Raw genomic sequence first — 15243 nt, 5'->3', positions numbered from 1 at the left:
CTTACCCTCTTCAAATTCACAACTCATGGAAATCCCAGATGACGAAACATTACGATTATCTAGCAATTGGCGGCGGCAGCGGCGGTATCGCATCGATCAACCGGGCAGCCATGTACGGCCAAAAGTGTGCGCTGATTGAAGCCAAAGAGCTGGGCGGCACCTGTGTAAACGTGGGTTGTGTACCGAAAAAAGTCATGTGGCACGCGGCGCAGATCGCCGAGGCCATCCATCAGTACGGCCCGGACTACGGCTTCGACACCACCGTCAACGCCTTCGACTGGAAGAAGCTGGTCGCCAACCGCACCGCCTATATCGACCGCATCCACAACTCCTACGACAACGTGCTGGGCAAGAACAAGGTCGACGTGATCAAAGGCTTCGCGCGCTTCGTGGATGCGCACACCGTGGAAGTGAACGGCGAGCTCATCACCGCCGACCACATCCTGATCGCCACCGGCGGCCGCCCGAGCCACCCGGCTATTCCGGGTGCGGAATACGGCATCGACTCCGACGGCTTCTTTGAGCTGGACGCTATGCCGAAGCGCGTCGCCGTAGTCGGCGCCGGCTATATCGCCGTGGAGATCGCCGGCGTGCTGAACGCGCTGGGCGCGGAAACGCACCTGTTCGTGCGCAAGCACGCGCCGCTGCGCAGCTTCGATCCGATGATCGTCGAAACCCTGGTGGAAGTGATGAACACCGAAGGGCCGAGCCTGCATACCGAATCGGTGCCGAAAGCGATCGTCAAGAACGCCGACGGCAGCCTGACGCTGCAGCTGGAAAACGGCAAGGCATTCACCGTCGACTGCCTGATTTGGGCCATCGGCCGCGAACCGGCGACCGACAACCTGAACCTCGGCGTTACCGGGGTGAAAACCAATGAGAAAGGCTATATTGACGTCGATAAGTTCCAGAACACCAATGTCAAAGGCATCTACGCGGTGGGCGACAACACCGGCGCGGTAGAGCTGACCCCGGTCGCCGTGGCCGCCGGCCGCCGCCTGTCCGAGCGCCTGTTCAACAACAAGCCGGATGAGCACCTGGATTACAGCAACATCGCCACCGTGGTGTTCAGCCACCCGCCGATCGGCACTATCGGCCTGACCGAGCCGGAAGCTATCGAGAAGTTCGGCGCGGACAACGTGAAGGTGTACAAATCCTCCTTCACCGCCATGTACAGCGCCGTGACGCAGCACCGCCAGCCGTGCCGCATGAAGCTGGTGTGCGCGGGTAAAGAAGAGAAAATCGTCGGCCTGCACGGCATCGGCTTCGGCATGGATGAAATCCTGCAGGGCTTCGCGGTAGCGGTGAAGATGGGCGCCACCAAGAAGGACTTCGACAACACCGTGGCGATACACCCGACCGCGGCGGAAGAGTTCGTTACCATGCGCTGAGGCGCAGCCTCGCCGAGTTCCGGCGCATAACAGGCCAGGCGCGAAAGCGTCTGGCTTTTTTATTTATCTCGCTCGCCTCACGGCGCCCGGCGGTAGTGATCGCGAAGAAACACCGGCAAATCGTTCGCCGGCGAAGCGAAGGGCACCTGATAGAGCATATCGCCGACAAAACCGCGATGATAGGTCGCGTGATTGACGACATGCAGCACGATTTCCTGGCGCGTCATGCGACCTTCCCCCCCGCCGACGAATTCGAACTGCACCACCTGCGCCAGCGCCTCGGGCGACCAGTTATCCACCTGTTCGATATACCAGTGGTCCATTTCCTCCACCGCACACCGCAGAGCGTCAAGCGCGGGCGTTTGCTCGGTGTTGCGCGCGAGGTAGCCATGTTTTCGACCTTGCAGGTGGTGCCTGAAGATATCGTCCACCACATAGACATGATTCAAGGTATGCACCATATTGCCAAAACGGGTCGGCCGCGGCCGCAAGGCTTCACCGGCCGGCAAAGACATTACGGTGTCAAAGGTCAGCGCATTCGCCCACGCTTTGTAACGTACCAGCATTTTCAACGTATCGATGACCGTCGTCGGCTGAGTGATATCAGCTTCGACGGGGGTATCGTTTTGTGGCATCGCAAACATACTGTTCACTCCTTATCATCGGATGAAAATCGATATTCCGTTCAGCCGCACACAGTGCGGCGACGCGTTCTACGCCGTGCCAATCCCTTGCAACCGCCCTTCGACCTGAATGCGCGTATTGCCGCCCACCCAAATCCGGCCACCCTCGTCGCGGGTGATATGCACGTGCCCGTTGCGCCCACGACAGCGGCCCTGAGCGGCAATATATCCGCCGCTGACCACGCCGCTTGCGAACAACCACTGGGCCAGGGAGGCATTGAGACTGCCGGTGACCGGATCTTCGACGATAGCGCCAAGATGATCGCTCAAAAAAGCGCGCACTTCGAAGGCTGCGTCACCCTCGGCATGTGGGCCGACGACGCCAATGTCCACTCTGCGCGGCCAGCTTCTCGCCGGCGTCAGGGAAAGTACCCGCTCGGCGCTGGCCAGCCGGATCCCCAGCCACCCCGGGCCATTATCGATCCAGGCGGCATCGAGCACCTCATCAGACGCGATCCCCAAAAACCGCAACGCGTCGGCCAACGTCTCTCCTGACGGCGCCCCGGAACGAATCAACGGTGGCGCGGCAAAACACAACCGCCCTCCCTCGCGACGAATGCTCACCAATCCTGCTCCGCACTCCTGGATGATCTCCGTCTCGTTGCTGGGTGCCCCTCCCATAGCGAGCCAGGCATGGCAGCTGCCCAACGTCGGGTGCCCGGCAAACGGCATTTCACGATCCAGCGTGAATATTCGCACCCGGTAATCCGCCTGCGGGTGCGTCGGCGGCAGTAAAAAGGCCGTCTCCGACAGGTTGAACCAACGCGTCAAGCGCTGCATGTCCTCCGTCGACAACGCTCCGGCGCCCGCGATCACCGCCAACGGATTGCCGGCGAGTGGCCCGGCGCCAAAGACATCCACCATCTGCATGCCAAAAACCATCGCCTCTCTCCTCAGGTTAACGCCGGGCGTGCATGATTACCCCCGCGATATCAACAGCTCCAGGCCCACGCAAGCGAACAGCAGCGCAAGCATTCCTTCAATCCAGCGCCTCACCCGGGTATAAAACGCGATCATCGGCGCCGTTGAGAACAGCAGGGCATACCCCCCGAAAATCGTCACGCCGAGCAACGCACAACCGCCGATAATCGCCGGTAAAACGCCTTCAGGCGCCCCTTGTCGCAAACCCAGCGACATGATCGCCATCCAGGACATGATGGCCTTGGGATTACCGAGATGCATCAGCACGCCCTGCCGATACAACTTCCGATAAGATCGCCCGCCATCCCCTGCCGCTATCCCTGTCGAGACGGGAGACGCCCGTAATGCGGATTGGCCGGCGCGCAGCGCCAGATACAGCATATACACGCCGCCGACAATTTTGATGGCCCACAGCGCCTGCGCATACGTGGCCAGCACGGCGGAAAGGCCGGTCGCGGCCAACAGTGCCCAGCACAGCGATCCGGTCACCACCCCGGCAGCCAGCGCCAGTGCGGGTGAGCGGCCGTCACGCATCGCCACGCCCATGATCGCCATGTTGCTGGGGCCCGGACTGGCGGTTGCGAGAAGATATGCGCCATAAACCAACGCAAGCTGACTGACATTCATGGAAAAACTCCGCTGACCCGCCTTGCGGCCGAGACGTTGTTGAAAACTCAGGGACTCTTCACCAACATAGTATGTGTTACACTTTTCACCTATTTAAATAGTGTCACGTGACACTATTCATTTTTCGGAGCATCACCATGCGGCTTCAATCGCCCTGGCAACCTCGCCTGGCCAATGCGGAAGTCACCACCGTCGAGCGGCTGGTGTTGGCGTTAGGCGACGACATTATCGAGGGTAAATTGCAGGGTGGCGATCGTCTGCCGGCTCACCGTACGCTCGCCTGGCAATTAGAGATCGGTCTGGGCACGGTGACCAAAGCCTATGCCATCCTGGAACGACGCGGGTTGGTACGCAGCGTGAAAGGCCGCGGGATGTTCGTGGCGATTCGCCACGCCCGTGAAAAACGCGAAATCGATCTTTCGTCCAATGCGCCGCCGGCGGTGCTGACCGATCGTTTGCTGGCGCGCACGCTGGCCAGCATTGCGCGGAAAATGGATGCGGATCATCTGAACCTCTATTCCCCTCCGACCGGGCATCTGGAGCACCGACGTTTGTTGGCCCGCTGGCTCGAAAACGTCGGCGTCACGATCGAACCGTCGAATCTGGCGCTGACCAGCAATGCCCGTCAGGCGATTTCACTGGCTTTTGACCTGGCCTGCGGGCCACGCGGGACGATACTGACGGAGAGAATCAGCTATCCCGGTGCGATCGCGCTGGCCCGGCGCAAAGGCCATTGCTTGATCGGTATCGATATCGATGCGCAAGGCATGGTGCCGCAAGCGCTGTCTCGCGCGCTCGAGCGTGTCTCCTGCGGCCATACTGCGGTCTATCTGACACCGACGCTGCATAACCCGACAACGGCCACCATGAGCGCCGAGCGCAGGCAGGCTATCGTCGAGATATGCCGGCAGGCGAATGTCTGGATCATCGAGGATGGCGTGTATGCCTTGGGGCATTCAGCAACGCCTGCGCTCGCGACATTGGCACCCGAGCGGGTGTTCCATGTCAATGGCCTGTCGAAAACGCTCGGCCCGGGGTTGCGGATCGGTATGCTGACTCTGCCGCCCGGCATGCAAAACGCGGCGGAAGAAGCCTTGCAAGATATTCCCTTCGCGCCTTCGCCACTGTCTTGCGCAGTGGTGGGGGAGTGGCTGTCCAGCGGCGCGGTCGAGGCGATACCGCAAGCGTTGCGCCATGAGGCTCAGCGCAGAGTGCATCTGGCCACCTCGATATTCGACGCCGGCGAATGCGTATCGCATCCCGACGCTTATCATGTCTGGCTGCCGATGCCGCGCGAAACCGCCGAGTCTGTGGCCGCCGCCGCCGCATTGGCCAACGTAAAAGTGACGCCGCCGGACGCCGTGATGGTGGACCGCGACGAACGGACAACGGGCATTCGCCTATGCCTGGGTTCCCCTTCGCTGGACGAGCTAACGGCAGGCCTGACGCAGCTGGCGCAGCTGTTGAAAGCACATCGGAACGGCTGACAAACGGAAGGGAAAGGCTACGCGCACGGGTCGACCGGTTCAGGCCTGTTCTTTTTGTGCGGTTTACTATTCCCTTCGCGCCCGCCTGCTTTTTCTGCCATTATTCTGCCTGATAAATTAGCGGGACTGATACAACCTCCCCGCGCCTCTGGAGAACACCGATGCTGTTCAAACTATGCAAAACCCTCGCGATGGCCTGCGTGGCCCTGATTATCGCCCAGAGCAGCGCGCTCAGCTTTACCCTGGAAGTGGCGGGCAAGATCGACAACGTGACCGACCCGGTCAACAAAAGCTATCTGTTCACCGATAAGCAGCTGTTGGCGATGCCGGTGCGCAGCATCACCACCTCCACTTCCTGGACGCCGCAGAGAAAATTTGAAGGGATTTCGGTGGCCGATATCCTGGAGCGCGTCGGCGCCAAGGGCGAAACGCTGACCTTCTATGCGCTGAACGACTATTACATCGACGTGCCGCTGTCCGACGTCAAAAAGTACAACATGATCCTGGCCTACAAGATGGACGGGGAGATGCTGAAGCTCAGAAACTTCGGCCCGCTGTTCCTGGTTTACCCGCGCGACGCCGCCGGGCCTGAACTGAACTCGCCGTTGTACAACTCGCGCTTTATCTGGCAAGTGGACAGGATCGTGATCAAATGAAGCTGACGACCTTTAAGAACGGCAGCAGGCTGGCGATCCCGGCCATTTTCGCCGCGCTGTTTTTAGTGGCTTCGACCGTCACGCTCTATTACTACAGCGCCACCCTGTCGAAGAAAGGGCTGTATGCCATCGCCGGCACGCAGGAGAACTACTCCTGGTCAATCGCCAAGTTCTCCATCAAGCTGGCGGAGTTCGACACGCTGGTCGAGCAGCAAAGCCACGCCGCGCAGGTGGACAACGACAACCTGCGGCTGCGGTTCGAAATCCTCTATTCGCGTTTTTACGTGCTGGAAACCGTCTCCGAATCGACCCAGCCGCTGTACGCCGAGCCGGGCTACCCGGAAGTGGTCAAACAGATGCGCCTGCAGATGGATCGCATCGATAAGCTGCTGAGCAGTCGGAAAATCGACTTCGGCCAGGTTTCCGCGGCCATGAGGACCATCAAGCCTTACGCCATCGAAATGGCCAACCTGACCGACCACGCCGAGGTGAAGCAGCGCACCGCCGCCTATGAGGATTACATCGAGAAACGGCACATTATTTTCTATGGGCTGGTGATCGTCATGTTCTCGGTGATCGCGCTGATCGCCATCACCCTGATCGTGTTCCGTCAGCAGCGGCTGACCATTCGCCAGCAGGCCAAGGCCATCGAGGCGGAGAAAGCGACGCGCACCAAAAACGCCTTCCTCGGCGCCATCGGCCACGAGCTGCGCACCTCATTGCAGAGCGTGATGTCGGCCATCGACGTGCTGGTGAATACCCGGGTGTCGGCTGAGCATGCGGACACCTTCCAGCGGCTGGAGACCGCCGCGCAGCAAATCGAAAGCCAGATGAAAGATCTGACCGACTACGCGCACCTCGACAGCGGCATGATGGAATTGCGCATCGTGCCGTTCGACGCGCAGAAGCTGATCGCGGAAACCGCCAACGAAATCGCCACCCTGACCCGCAAAGAGCAGGTCAAACTGAGCTGCGAAGTGGAATGCAGCCACCTGCTGGTGCACTCCGATCCGCTGCGCATCCGGCAGATTATCGTCAACCTGCTGACCAACGCCTACAAGTACACCGAAAGCGGCAGCATTACGCTGCACAGCTGCCTGCGCCGCCAGCCGGGCGGCAGTTCGTTGATTATCGAAGTGACCGACACCGGCATCGGTATCGAAAAAGACCAGCTCGATCAGATCTTCAAACCCTTTACCCAGTTGGATCAGTCGCATACCAAGCAGTATGCCGGCGTCGGGATGGGGCTGGCGATCGTGCATGGCCTGGTGACATTGCTCGACGGCACCATCACGGTGTACAGCGAAATCAAGAAGGGCAGCACCTTTATCGTCAGCATTCCGGTGCAGATCAGTGAAGACGAACGCGCCGACGCGCCCGCCGCCGCCAATGCCTCTCTGCAGCAGAAGCCACAGCAGGTGCTGGTGGTGGATGACAACAAGTCGGTGGGTGACGCCTTTGCGGCGCTATTGGACAAGCTGGGCTACCAGCACGAACTGTGCGACTCGCCGGAGCGCGCGCTGCAGAAGCTGCTCAGACGCCCTTACGACGCGCTGTTGCTGGATCTGCAGATGCCGGGCATCGACGGCGCCGCCCTGGCCAGGCAGTTGCGCAACCGCCGCGGCCCCAACCGCCATGTGCCGATCATCGGCATCAGCGCCTACACGCCGGAGCAGCTGACGGCGGATCAGCGCGCCCTGTTCGATAACTACCTGATGAAGCCGGTTCGGCTGGATGCGCTGTCAAACGCACTGGCCGAGGTGTTCCCCGCTAAAGATTAAAACAGCGTTGCAGTGCGGCTTCGATCACATGGAGCCGCACCGGCTTTTCATAAGGGCCGAGCACGTCGTACTCGCGCATCGCCTGAGCGATTTCCGACTCGCGTCGGTCGGTACCCAGTTCGCCGGTCAGCACCAGTACCGGCGCGTCCGGGTTGTCGGAGGCGCGGATGGTGGCGATACAGCGATCCGCCGTTTCCTCACCGATCAGCCAGTCCACCACGTAGCCGTCAAACAGGCTTTGCTGCAATGCCTGGCAAAAACTGTCGACGTCGTAAAACGCCACCGCGTTGAAGCCGCAGCCGCCGAGATACTTGGCCAGCTCATCGGCCGCCTGATGCGAATCGTCCAATACCGCGATGCTCAGCCGCTCGTCGTCGCCGAAGCCGGGCCGGATTTCGATCAGATCGACGCCGTAACGCGGGCCTGCCGGTGCCTCATCGGCGCGATAGATACGCCACTGCCCTTCCACGCGCAGCGCCACAAATTCCGCCGGCCGCCCGGCAGGAAGCTCATCGCCAATGTGCCCGACGCAAGGCATCGCCACCCCCGCCACGAAAAAGATGGCATCGCGCGCCATGTTTGGCTCGGTGGTCTCGTGTTCGGCGCTTAAATCGGCGATCGCCGCCGGCGTTTCTCCCAACGCGGCCGCGACGCTGTTGATCTGTTCCAGCGTCCAGGGGCTTTGCCCTTTCAGTTTGCGGTGCGCATGTGAAAAACTCAGATCCAAGATGCGGCTGAGCTCGCGGGCATGCTGACGTTTTCCAATCCCGTAATGTAAAAACAGCTCCCTGACCCGATTGGCAATCGACTGTGAATCGAATTTTTGGTGATTGTTATCCATTTGTTCCTTCGATTTTTTTTACTGATTTATCAGTCGTTTTGATTATTTCCGCTGAAAAAGCCACATCTAAAACTGGCATCTCATGCAATTATGCGTTAAAAACGTTGCTTGACATACCATGTTGCATCGTCAAACATGGTATCAAAAGAGACATACAGCAATACACTATAAAAAATAACACCAGCACGTTTTTTAATAATAACCATAGTAACACCAGGGAAAATTTGTTCCGTTGCCGCTACTGAGACGATGAGCACATCGCTCGGACTGCGCAAATCAAACGGGGCTTGAGCCTTTAGCGCTAATCTGTTTTACCCACTTTTAAGCCGGGATCCGTCAGGGTCCCGGTTTTTTATTGCCCTGGCGCCGCGCCATCATACGGACTCACCCCGCAGCCGCAAATAAAAACGGAGCCGGCATGCCGGCTCCGTGGTCATTGCGATGATCGCTGAACGTCAGAAGCGCCAGGTAAAACCGGCGTTGACGCTGTTGTCCTGGTGGTTCTGCGACAGCAGCCCGCCGTAGCCCAGCGACAGCGTGGCGTTTTCGTTCACCGCCACTTCCGCCCCCGCCTTCAGCACCATGCCATCGCGCGAGACCGGCACGCTGTCCACCACGAACGGCGCGTTGCCGCCGTTGAACCGCAGCCCGGTACCTCGTTCCAGCCCGCCGTACTGGTGTTGCCACCCCAGCTCACTGCGCAGCGCCACCGTCGTGCCCGGGCTCACCTGCCAGGCGGTGTCCGCGCGCAGGCCCAGCGTCGACACCGTCGCGTCCGTGTGCTGCTTGTCGCCGCGCAAGGCCGCCGCGCCGCCGCTTTCCGCGATGCCGTTGTTCTCGAAGTTCACGTACGCCAGGTTCACGAACGGCTCCAGATTCAGCCACTCACCCTGCACGCTGTAGCCCGCTTCCGCGAACAGCTGCTCGGTGCGTGCGCTGTACTTCGCCGTGTCGCGATCCGACTGCATCCCGTAGTTCACCGACCGCTTGGTGTCGATGCGGTGCCAGGTGTAACCCGCCCCGCCGCGCAGCGCCAGCGCCCCGAACTGCTTGTCGCCGTACGCCGCCAGGTGGTAGTTGTCGCTGTCCGCCTTCGACCCGTACCCGCCGTGCAGCGAGGTGCGGGTGTAGCCGGTCGCCACCCCCAGCCGCCAGTCGTCCGCCGCCGCCGAGTCCAGCCCCACCAGCACCCCGTAGGTCGAGGCCTGATAGCCGGTAGCATTGGCGTCGCCCGACGCGTGGTCCCACGCCCCCAGCAGCTGCGCCCAGGCACCGCCCTCGTCCGCCTTGATGGCCGACGAGCTCGCCAGCCCTTCCGCCTGACGCAGGCGCCCGTTCAGCGCCTCACGCAGGTAGCGGCTGTCGTTCACCAGCGCCGAGGCGATGTCCGCATGGATTTGCCCCGACAGCTGACGGAACGCCTGCCGCGCTTCGCCCGCCGTGCCGCTGCCGAGCAGGCTCTCGTACACCGGGTTGCCCGCCGCCAGCGCATCCGCCGCCGCCGCCACCGCCCGCTCGTTCGAGGTCTGCGCCACGCTGGCGAAGCTTGTGCCGTTGCGCCCGACGCTCAGTGTCACCCCGGTCGGCTGGTAGCTCAGCCCGGTGCCGAGGAACAGGTAGTTCGGCGCCACCGCGTCAAACTGCCCGCTCACCCCCTGCTGCGCGCTCAGGATGGTGTACTGCTGGCCCAGCAGGCTGCGCACCTCGCTTTGCGTCAGCAGGTTGGGGCTGTTCTCCAGCGTCACCGCCACCTCGCCGCCGCCGATCGTCGCCGATCCGCTGCTCTGGATCCGATCGCTCTGGCCGTTCGGCCCCACTTCCACCGCGTAGCGCGAACCCGGCTCGAAGCTGACGTTGCCGGCCACGTTCAAGGTGCCGATCGAGTTGCCCGGCGCCACGGTGCCGCCCTGACGGGCGGTCAACGAACCGACCGTGCCGCTGCCGCCGACGATGCCGCCGCTCTGCACGCTGACGGCCGAGGTGACCGAGCCGTTGACTGCCAACCGCCCCTGATTGACCAGCGTCGGGCCGGAATAGGTGTTGGTTCCAGTCAGCACCAGCGTGCCCATCCCTTCTTTGGTCAGGCCGCCGTGGCCAGAGATGTTGTTGGAGTAGACTTCCAGTTCGCAGCTGATGTCGTCACACTTTCTGGCGTGCAGCGTGCCGGCATCCACCTCGGCGCCCAGGCCCGGAATATTGGCGACAAACTGGGTCGGGCCGTAGGCCACGCCCGTCGGATCCGGGATGCGGAACTCCGCCGGAATATCCTCGACGGTATAGAACATGCCCGGGCCGTTAATGGCTTTGCCCAGGTTGATCATCCCCCAGCCGTAGAGCGCGTCGATGCCCGGCGCGCCCATGTCGGTGGCGGTAGTTTTCAGCACGTCGGCAATCTGCGCCGAACTCATGTACGGGAAACGCTGCAGCAACACCGCCACCGCGCCGGTGACGTGCGGCGTCGCCATCGAGGTGCCGTTTTTATTGCCGTAGTCCGACACCAGGTTGGCCGGATCGGAACCGTTGGCCACAGTGCTGTAGATTTTGCTGCCCGGCGACGAGACGCAGAAGCTGGCGGTATAGCCGCAGCGGGAAGAGAAGCTGCTGATGGTGTAAGGCACGCTGTTGGTCGATGCCGCATCCTGCGCCACGCTGGCGACCGACAGCCAGTTTGGCGCGATGTCCGGCACGAAGTAGGCCAGCCCGCTGATCACATCCGGCTGGTTGTAGTTGCCGTCGTTACCGGCGGCGAACAGCACCAGAATATTTTTGCGCGCGGCGTCGATGGCGCCCTGATAGCCTGCGCCGGCCAAGCTGCCGAGCAGCGGTTTGACCTGATCGAATTGTTCCTGCGCATCCTTCAGCTCAAAGTGCAGCGCGTTAGGATCGCGGCCGCCGTCGGACAGAAAGTCGGGAATACTGACGCCCCAGCTGTTGTTGATCACCCGCACGCCGTTGTTGATCATCGCCTGCCAGCCGGCATTGGTGACGGCGCCGTCCAGGCCGAGGAATTCACCATAGGCCGGGCCGTCGTTGTCGTTATCGACGCTGATCACCTGCGAATCGAAAGCCACGCCGTGCATGCCGACGCCGTCGCGGTTGGCGGCGCTGATGCCCGCAACGTGCACCCCATGATTGCTCAGCATGCCCTGTGAGCCGCTGTAGAAGTGGAAGGTGCCGTCGAAGTAAAAGCGGTCGCCGGCGTTAATGCCCGGCCGGTGCGGATCGGTGTAGGCGCGATAGCCTTCGGTGACCACGTTGATCAGTTTGCCGTCGCCGGCGAACTCGGGATGGCGGTTGACCGGGGTATCGAAAATGCCCACCTTCTGCCCTTTGCCGGTATAGCCGGCGGCGTAGGCCTCATCGGCGTGGATCGCCCCCAGCCCCCAGTTGGCGTTGAATTCGGCGTTGCGCCAGCTGGCCGGATCGCCGGCTTGGCCGTTCACCTCGTGCGGCGCCGCCTGTGCATACCCCGCCAGCGCCATGCAGCAGACTAGCGCGTTCAGCCGCCACGGCGAGCGGCGAGCATTTCCTTTGCTATCAAAACCCATTGTTGTTGTCATTTCCTTACCTTTTGCTTGTTATTGGCCGACGCCTCAGGTGCGCCGGGCTTTCATTAGCAGGATGTGAAAAAGGAACCGTCCGCAGACGGTTCCGGTACAAGGATTGAATCGATGGTGTTTGTGCTTAGAAGCGCCAGGTGAAACCGGCGTTGACGCTGTTGTCCTGGTGGTTCTGCGACAGCAGCCCGCCGTAGCCCAGCGACAGCGTGGCGTTCTCGTTCACCGCCACTTCCGCCCCCGCCTTCAGCACCATGCCGTCGCGCGAGACCGGCACGCTGTCCACCACGAACGGCGCGTTGCCGCCGTTGAACCGCAGCCCGGTACCTCGTTCCAGCCCGCCGTACTGGTGTTGCCACCCCAGCTCGCTGCGCAGCGCCACCGTCGTGCCCGCGCTCACCTGCCATTCGGTGTCCGCACGCAGGCCCAGCGTCGACACCGTCGCGTCCGTGTGCTGCTTGTCGCCGCGCAATGCCGCCGCGCCGCCGCTTTCCGCGATGCCGTTGTTCTCGAAGTTCACGTACGCCAGGTTCACGAACGGCTCCAGATTCAGCCACTCACCCTGCACGCTGTAGCCCGCTTCCGCGAACAGCTGCTCGGTGCGCGCGCTGTACTTCGCCGTGTCGCGGTCCGACTGCATCCCGTAGTTCACCGACCGCTTGGTGTCGATGCGGTGCCAGGTGTAGCCCGCCCCGCCGCGCAGCGCCAGCGCCCCGAACTGCTTGTCGCCGTACGCCGCCAGGTGGTAGTTGTCGCTGTCCGCCTTCGACCCGTACCCGCCGTGCAGCGAGGTGCGGGTGTAGCCGGTCGCCACCCCCAGCCGCCAGTCGTCCGCCGCCGCCGAGTCCAGCCCCACCAGCACCCCGTAGGTCGAGGCCTGATAGCCGGTAGCATTGGCGTCGCCCGACGCGTGGTCCCACGCCCCCAGCAGCTGCGCCCAGGCACCGCCCTCATCCGCCTTGATGGCCGACGAGCTCGCCAGCCCTTCCGCCTGACGCAGACGCCCGTTCAGCGCCTCACGCAGGTAGCGGCTGTCGTTCACCAGCGCCGAGGCGATGTCCGCATGGATTTGCCCCGACAGCTGACGGAACGCCTGCCGCGCTTCGCCCGCCGTGCCGCTGCCGAGCAGGCTCTCGTACACCGGGTTGCCCGCCGCCAGCGCATCCGCCGCCGCCGCCACCGCTCGCTCGTTCGGCGTCTGCGCCACGCTGGCGAAGCTGGTGCCGTTGCGCCCGACGCTCAGCGTCACCCCGGTCGGCTGGTAGCTCAGCCCGGTACCGAGGAACAGGTAGTTCGGCGCCACCGCGTCAAACTGCCCGCTCACCCCCTGCTGCGCGCTCAGGATGGTGTACTGCTGGCCCAGCAGGCTGCGCACCTCGCCTTGCGTCAGCAGGTTGGGGCTGTTCTCCAGCGTCACCGCCACCTCGCCGCCGCCGATCGTCGCCGATCCGCTGCTCTGGATCCGATCGCTCTGGCCGTTCGGCCCCACTTCCACCGCGTAGCGTGAACCCGGCTCGAAGCTGACGTTGCCCGCCACGTTCAAGGTGCCGATCGAGTTGCCCGGCGCCACGGTGCCGCCGCCGCGGGCGGTCAGCGAACCGACCGTGCCGCTGCCGCCGACGATGCCGCCGCTCTGCACGCTGACGGCCGAGGTGACCGAGCCGTTGACTGCCAACCGCCCCTGATTGACCAGCGTCGGGCCGGAATAGGTGTTGGTTCCAGTCAGCACCAGCGTGCCGATACCCTGCTTGGTCAGGCCGCCGTGGCCGGAGATGTCGTTGCTCCAGACGTCCAGGCCGCACAGCACATCGCTGCAGACGCGCTCGGTCGGTTTGCCCTTGTCCAGCACCGCGCCGACGCCCGGCAGATCCACCACGAACTGGGTCGGGCCGTAAGCCACGCCCGTCGGATCCGGGATGCGGAATTCTTCGGGAATATCCTCGACGGTCGCCAACATGCCAGGGCCGTTGATGGCTTTGCCCAGGTTGATCATCCCCCAGCCGTAGAGCGCGTCGATGCCCGGCGCCCCCATGTCGGTGGCGGTGGTTTTCAGCACTTCAGCCACCTGCGCGCCATTCAGATACGGGAAACGCTCCATCAGCACCGCGACGCTGCCGGCCACGTGCGGCGCCGCCATCGAGGTACCGCTTTTATTGGCATAGCCGGTCGTCAGGTCGTCCACACTGGTGCCTGCGATCACCGAGCTGTACACCCGGGTACCCGGTGCCGAGACGCACAAACTGGCGGTATAGCCGCAACGGGAAGAGAAAGTGCTGATGCTGAAGTCACCGCTATTGGTGGGATCCTGCAGGCTGGCGACCGACAGCCAGTTCGGTGCAATCTCCGGCACAAAATAGGCCAGGCCGGCCATGGCATCGGGGTTATTAAGATTGCCGTCGTTACCGGCGGCGAAGATGGTGACCACGCCGCTGCGCGCCGCATCGATCGCGCCCTGATAGGCGCCGCCGGGTTTGGTGCCGAGGATCTGTTTTATCTGATCGAACTGCTTTTGCGCATCGTTTACTGTGAAATGCGGATAAGCCGGGTCATAACCGCCCTCATCAAACTTCTCGGTAATGCCGATGCCCCAGCTGTTATTGATGATGCGCGCGCCGCTGGCCACCAGCGCATCCCAACCGGCCTTATACACCGCACCGTCGTTACCGAGCACAATGCCGTCCTCCGGGCCGGGATCGCCATTCTCCGCACTGATGATCTGCGCGTTGAACGCCACGCCGTGCATGGCGCCGCCGTCGCGGCTGCCGGCGGCGATGCCGCCCACGTGGGTGCCGTGCGAGCCTAATTTGCCGCTGGAGTCGGTGCTTGGCGTACCGTCATAGCGGAAGTCATCGCCTTTCTTCACCGGAATATACGGGTCGGTGTATTCGCGGATGCCTTTGGTAACCAGATTGATCACCTTATTCTCACCGGCAAATTCGGGGTGCTTGGCATAGACCGGCTGATCGAAAATGCCGAGTTTGATGCCTTTGCCGGTATAACCGGCGGCGTAGGCCTGGTCGGCGTGGATCGCCCCCAGCCCCCATTCCGCGTTGAATTCACTGCTGCGCCAGCTGGCCGGATCGCCCGCTTTGCCGTTCTCTATATAGCTGGCGGCCTGCGCCCCGCCGATCGCCGTCAGGCAGATCAGCATCGCGCTCCATTGTGCGCGATGAACTCCGATTTCAGGCCAGCCGAAGGCCGCCCGAGCGGATTTGACTCCTCTAAGTTTCTTCTCCATCCCAGATACCGTCCGTTGTTGTTTGCAAATGTTTTATAAGATTTTTTGTGTAACAGTTTGG

10 protein-coding genes are annotated in these 15243 nt (G+C 62.3%); 4 read left to right on the top strand and 6 right to left on the bottom strand.

Annotated elements, in window-relative coordinates; translation table 11 throughout:
• The first annotated feature begins 38 nt into the window (after positions 1-38).
• On the top strand, positions 39-1391 hold the full coding sequence (gene gorA, locus ACJ8IM_RS18605) for a glutathione-disulfide reductase (RefSeq protein WP_033654483.1): 1353 nt from the start codon (positions 39-41) through the stop codon (positions 1389-1391).
• 77 nt (positions 1392-1468) lie between these two features.
• Here gorA and ACJ8IM_RS18600 read toward each other — a convergent pair whose 3' ends face one another.
• From ACJ8IM_RS18600 to ACJ8IM_RS18590, 3 genes are all read right to left on the bottom strand, one after another.
• Positions 1469-2035 carry a DinB family protein gene (locus ACJ8IM_RS18600; RefSeq protein ID WP_072269791.1) on the bottom strand — a complete coding sequence of 189 codons (567 nt, stop codon included), beginning with the start codon at positions 2033-2035 and terminating at the stop codon, positions 1469-1471.
• Between the two features lie 69 nt (positions 2036-2104).
• On the bottom strand, positions 2105-2956 hold the full coding sequence (locus tag ACJ8IM_RS18595; protein ID WP_033654484.1) for a PhzF family phenazine biosynthesis protein: 852 nt from the start codon (positions 2954-2956) through the stop codon (positions 2105-2107).
• Between the two features lie 36 nt (positions 2957-2992).
• Complete coding sequence (locus tag ACJ8IM_RS18590; protein WP_033636389.1) at positions 2993-3622, bottom strand: LysE family translocator; 630 nt, start codon at positions 3620-3622, stop codon at positions 2993-2995.
• A gap of 137 nt (positions 3623-3759) precedes the next feature.
• Between ACJ8IM_RS18590 and ACJ8IM_RS18585 the strand changes: the two genes are divergently transcribed.
• The 3 genes from ACJ8IM_RS18585 (at position 3760) to ACJ8IM_RS18575 (ending at position 7546) form a co-directional block, all read left to right on the top strand.
• A complete protein-coding gene (locus tag ACJ8IM_RS18585) occupies positions 3760-5109 on the top strand; it encodes an aminotransferase-like domain-containing protein (protein ID WP_033654485.1) in 1350 nt (449 codons plus the stop codon).
• 161 nt (positions 5110-5270) lie between these two features.
• Positions 5271-5765, top strand: a complete 495-nt coding sequence (locus ACJ8IM_RS18580; protein ID WP_033636391.1) for a molybdopterin-dependent oxidoreductase — start codon at positions 5271-5273, stop codon at positions 5763-5765.
• Positions 5762-7546: an ATP-binding response regulator gene (locus tag ACJ8IM_RS18575; RefSeq protein WP_033654486.1), complete on the top strand. Its 1785-nt coding sequence runs from the start codon at positions 5762-5764 to the stop codon at positions 7544-7546. Before ACJ8IM_RS18580 ends, ACJ8IM_RS18575 begins: the two co-directional genes overlap by 4 nt.
• On the opposite strand, the gene ACJ8IM_RS18570 is transcribed toward ACJ8IM_RS18575, so the two are convergent.
• The 3 genes from ACJ8IM_RS18570 to ACJ8IM_RS18560 all read right to left on the bottom strand — a co-directional run bounded on the left by ACJ8IM_RS18570 (position 7536) and on the right by ACJ8IM_RS18560 (position 15095).
• Positions 7536-8387, bottom strand: a complete 852-nt coding sequence (locus tag ACJ8IM_RS18570) for a helix-turn-helix domain-containing protein (protein WP_033636393.1) — start codon at positions 8385-8387, stop codon at positions 7536-7538. The genes ACJ8IM_RS18575 and ACJ8IM_RS18570 overlap by 11 nt on opposite strands.
• 455 nt (positions 8388-8842) lie before the next feature.
• Complete coding sequence (locus ACJ8IM_RS18565) at positions 8843-11869, bottom strand: autotransporter outer membrane beta-barrel domain-containing protein (protein ID WP_373275246.1); 3027 nt, start codon at positions 11867-11869, stop codon at positions 8843-8845.
• 202 nt (positions 11870-12071) lie between these two features.
• Entirely contained in the window at positions 12072-15095 is a 3024-nt protein-coding gene (locus ACJ8IM_RS18560; RefSeq protein WP_101455705.1) for an autotransporter serine protease, read from the bottom strand.
• Positions 15096-15243 lie beyond the last annotated feature (148 nt).

This window comes from Serratia sp. CY33525 (genome assembly GCF_052169115.1).
In the GTDB taxonomy this organism is placed as follows: Bacteria; Pseudomonadota; Gammaproteobacteria; order Enterobacterales; family Enterobacteriaceae; genus Serratia; species Serratia sarumanii.
The sequence above is the reverse complement of the archived record's forward strand: the minus strand, read 5'-3'. Positions and strand labels throughout refer to the sequence as shown.

Bases quoted from the DNA above. Each gene is read 5' to 3' on its own strand.
- gorA (WP_033654483.1), top strand. From the start codon at position 39: ATGACGAAACATTACGATTATCTAGCAATTGGCGGCGGCAGCGGCGGT.
- ACJ8IM_RS18600 (WP_072269791.1), bottom strand. From the start codon at position 2,035: ATGTTTGCGATGCCACAAAACGATACCCCCGTCGAAGCTGATATCACT.
- ACJ8IM_RS18595 (WP_033654484.1), bottom strand. From the start codon at position 2,956: ATGGTTTTTGGCATGCAGATGGTGGATGTCTTTGGCGCCGGGCCACTC.
- ACJ8IM_RS18590 (WP_033636389.1), bottom strand. From the start codon at position 3,622: ATGAATGTCAGTCAGCTTGCGTTGGTTTATGGCGCATATCTTCTCGCA.
- ACJ8IM_RS18585 (WP_033654485.1), top strand. From the start codon at position 3,760: ATGCGGCTTCAATCGCCCTGGCAACCTCGCCTGGCCAATGCGGAAGTC.
- ACJ8IM_RS18580 (WP_033636391.1), top strand. From the start codon at position 5,271: ATGCTGTTCAAACTATGCAAAACCCTCGCGATGGCCTGCGTGGCCCTG.
- ACJ8IM_RS18575 (WP_033654486.1), top strand. From the start codon at position 5,762: ATGAAGCTGACGACCTTTAAGAACGGCAGCAGGCTGGCGATCCCGGCC.
- ACJ8IM_RS18570 (WP_033636393.1), bottom strand. From the start codon at position 8,387: ATGGATAACAATCACCAAAAATTCGATTCACAGTCGATTGCCAATCGG.
- ACJ8IM_RS18565 (WP_373275246.1), bottom strand. From the start codon at position 11,869: ATGGCGCTGGCGGGGTATGCACAGGCGGCGCCGCACGAGGTGAACGGC.
- ACJ8IM_RS18560 (WP_101455705.1), bottom strand. From the start codon at position 15,095: ATGCTGATCTGCCTGACGGCGATCGGCGGGGCGCAGGCCGCCAGCTAT.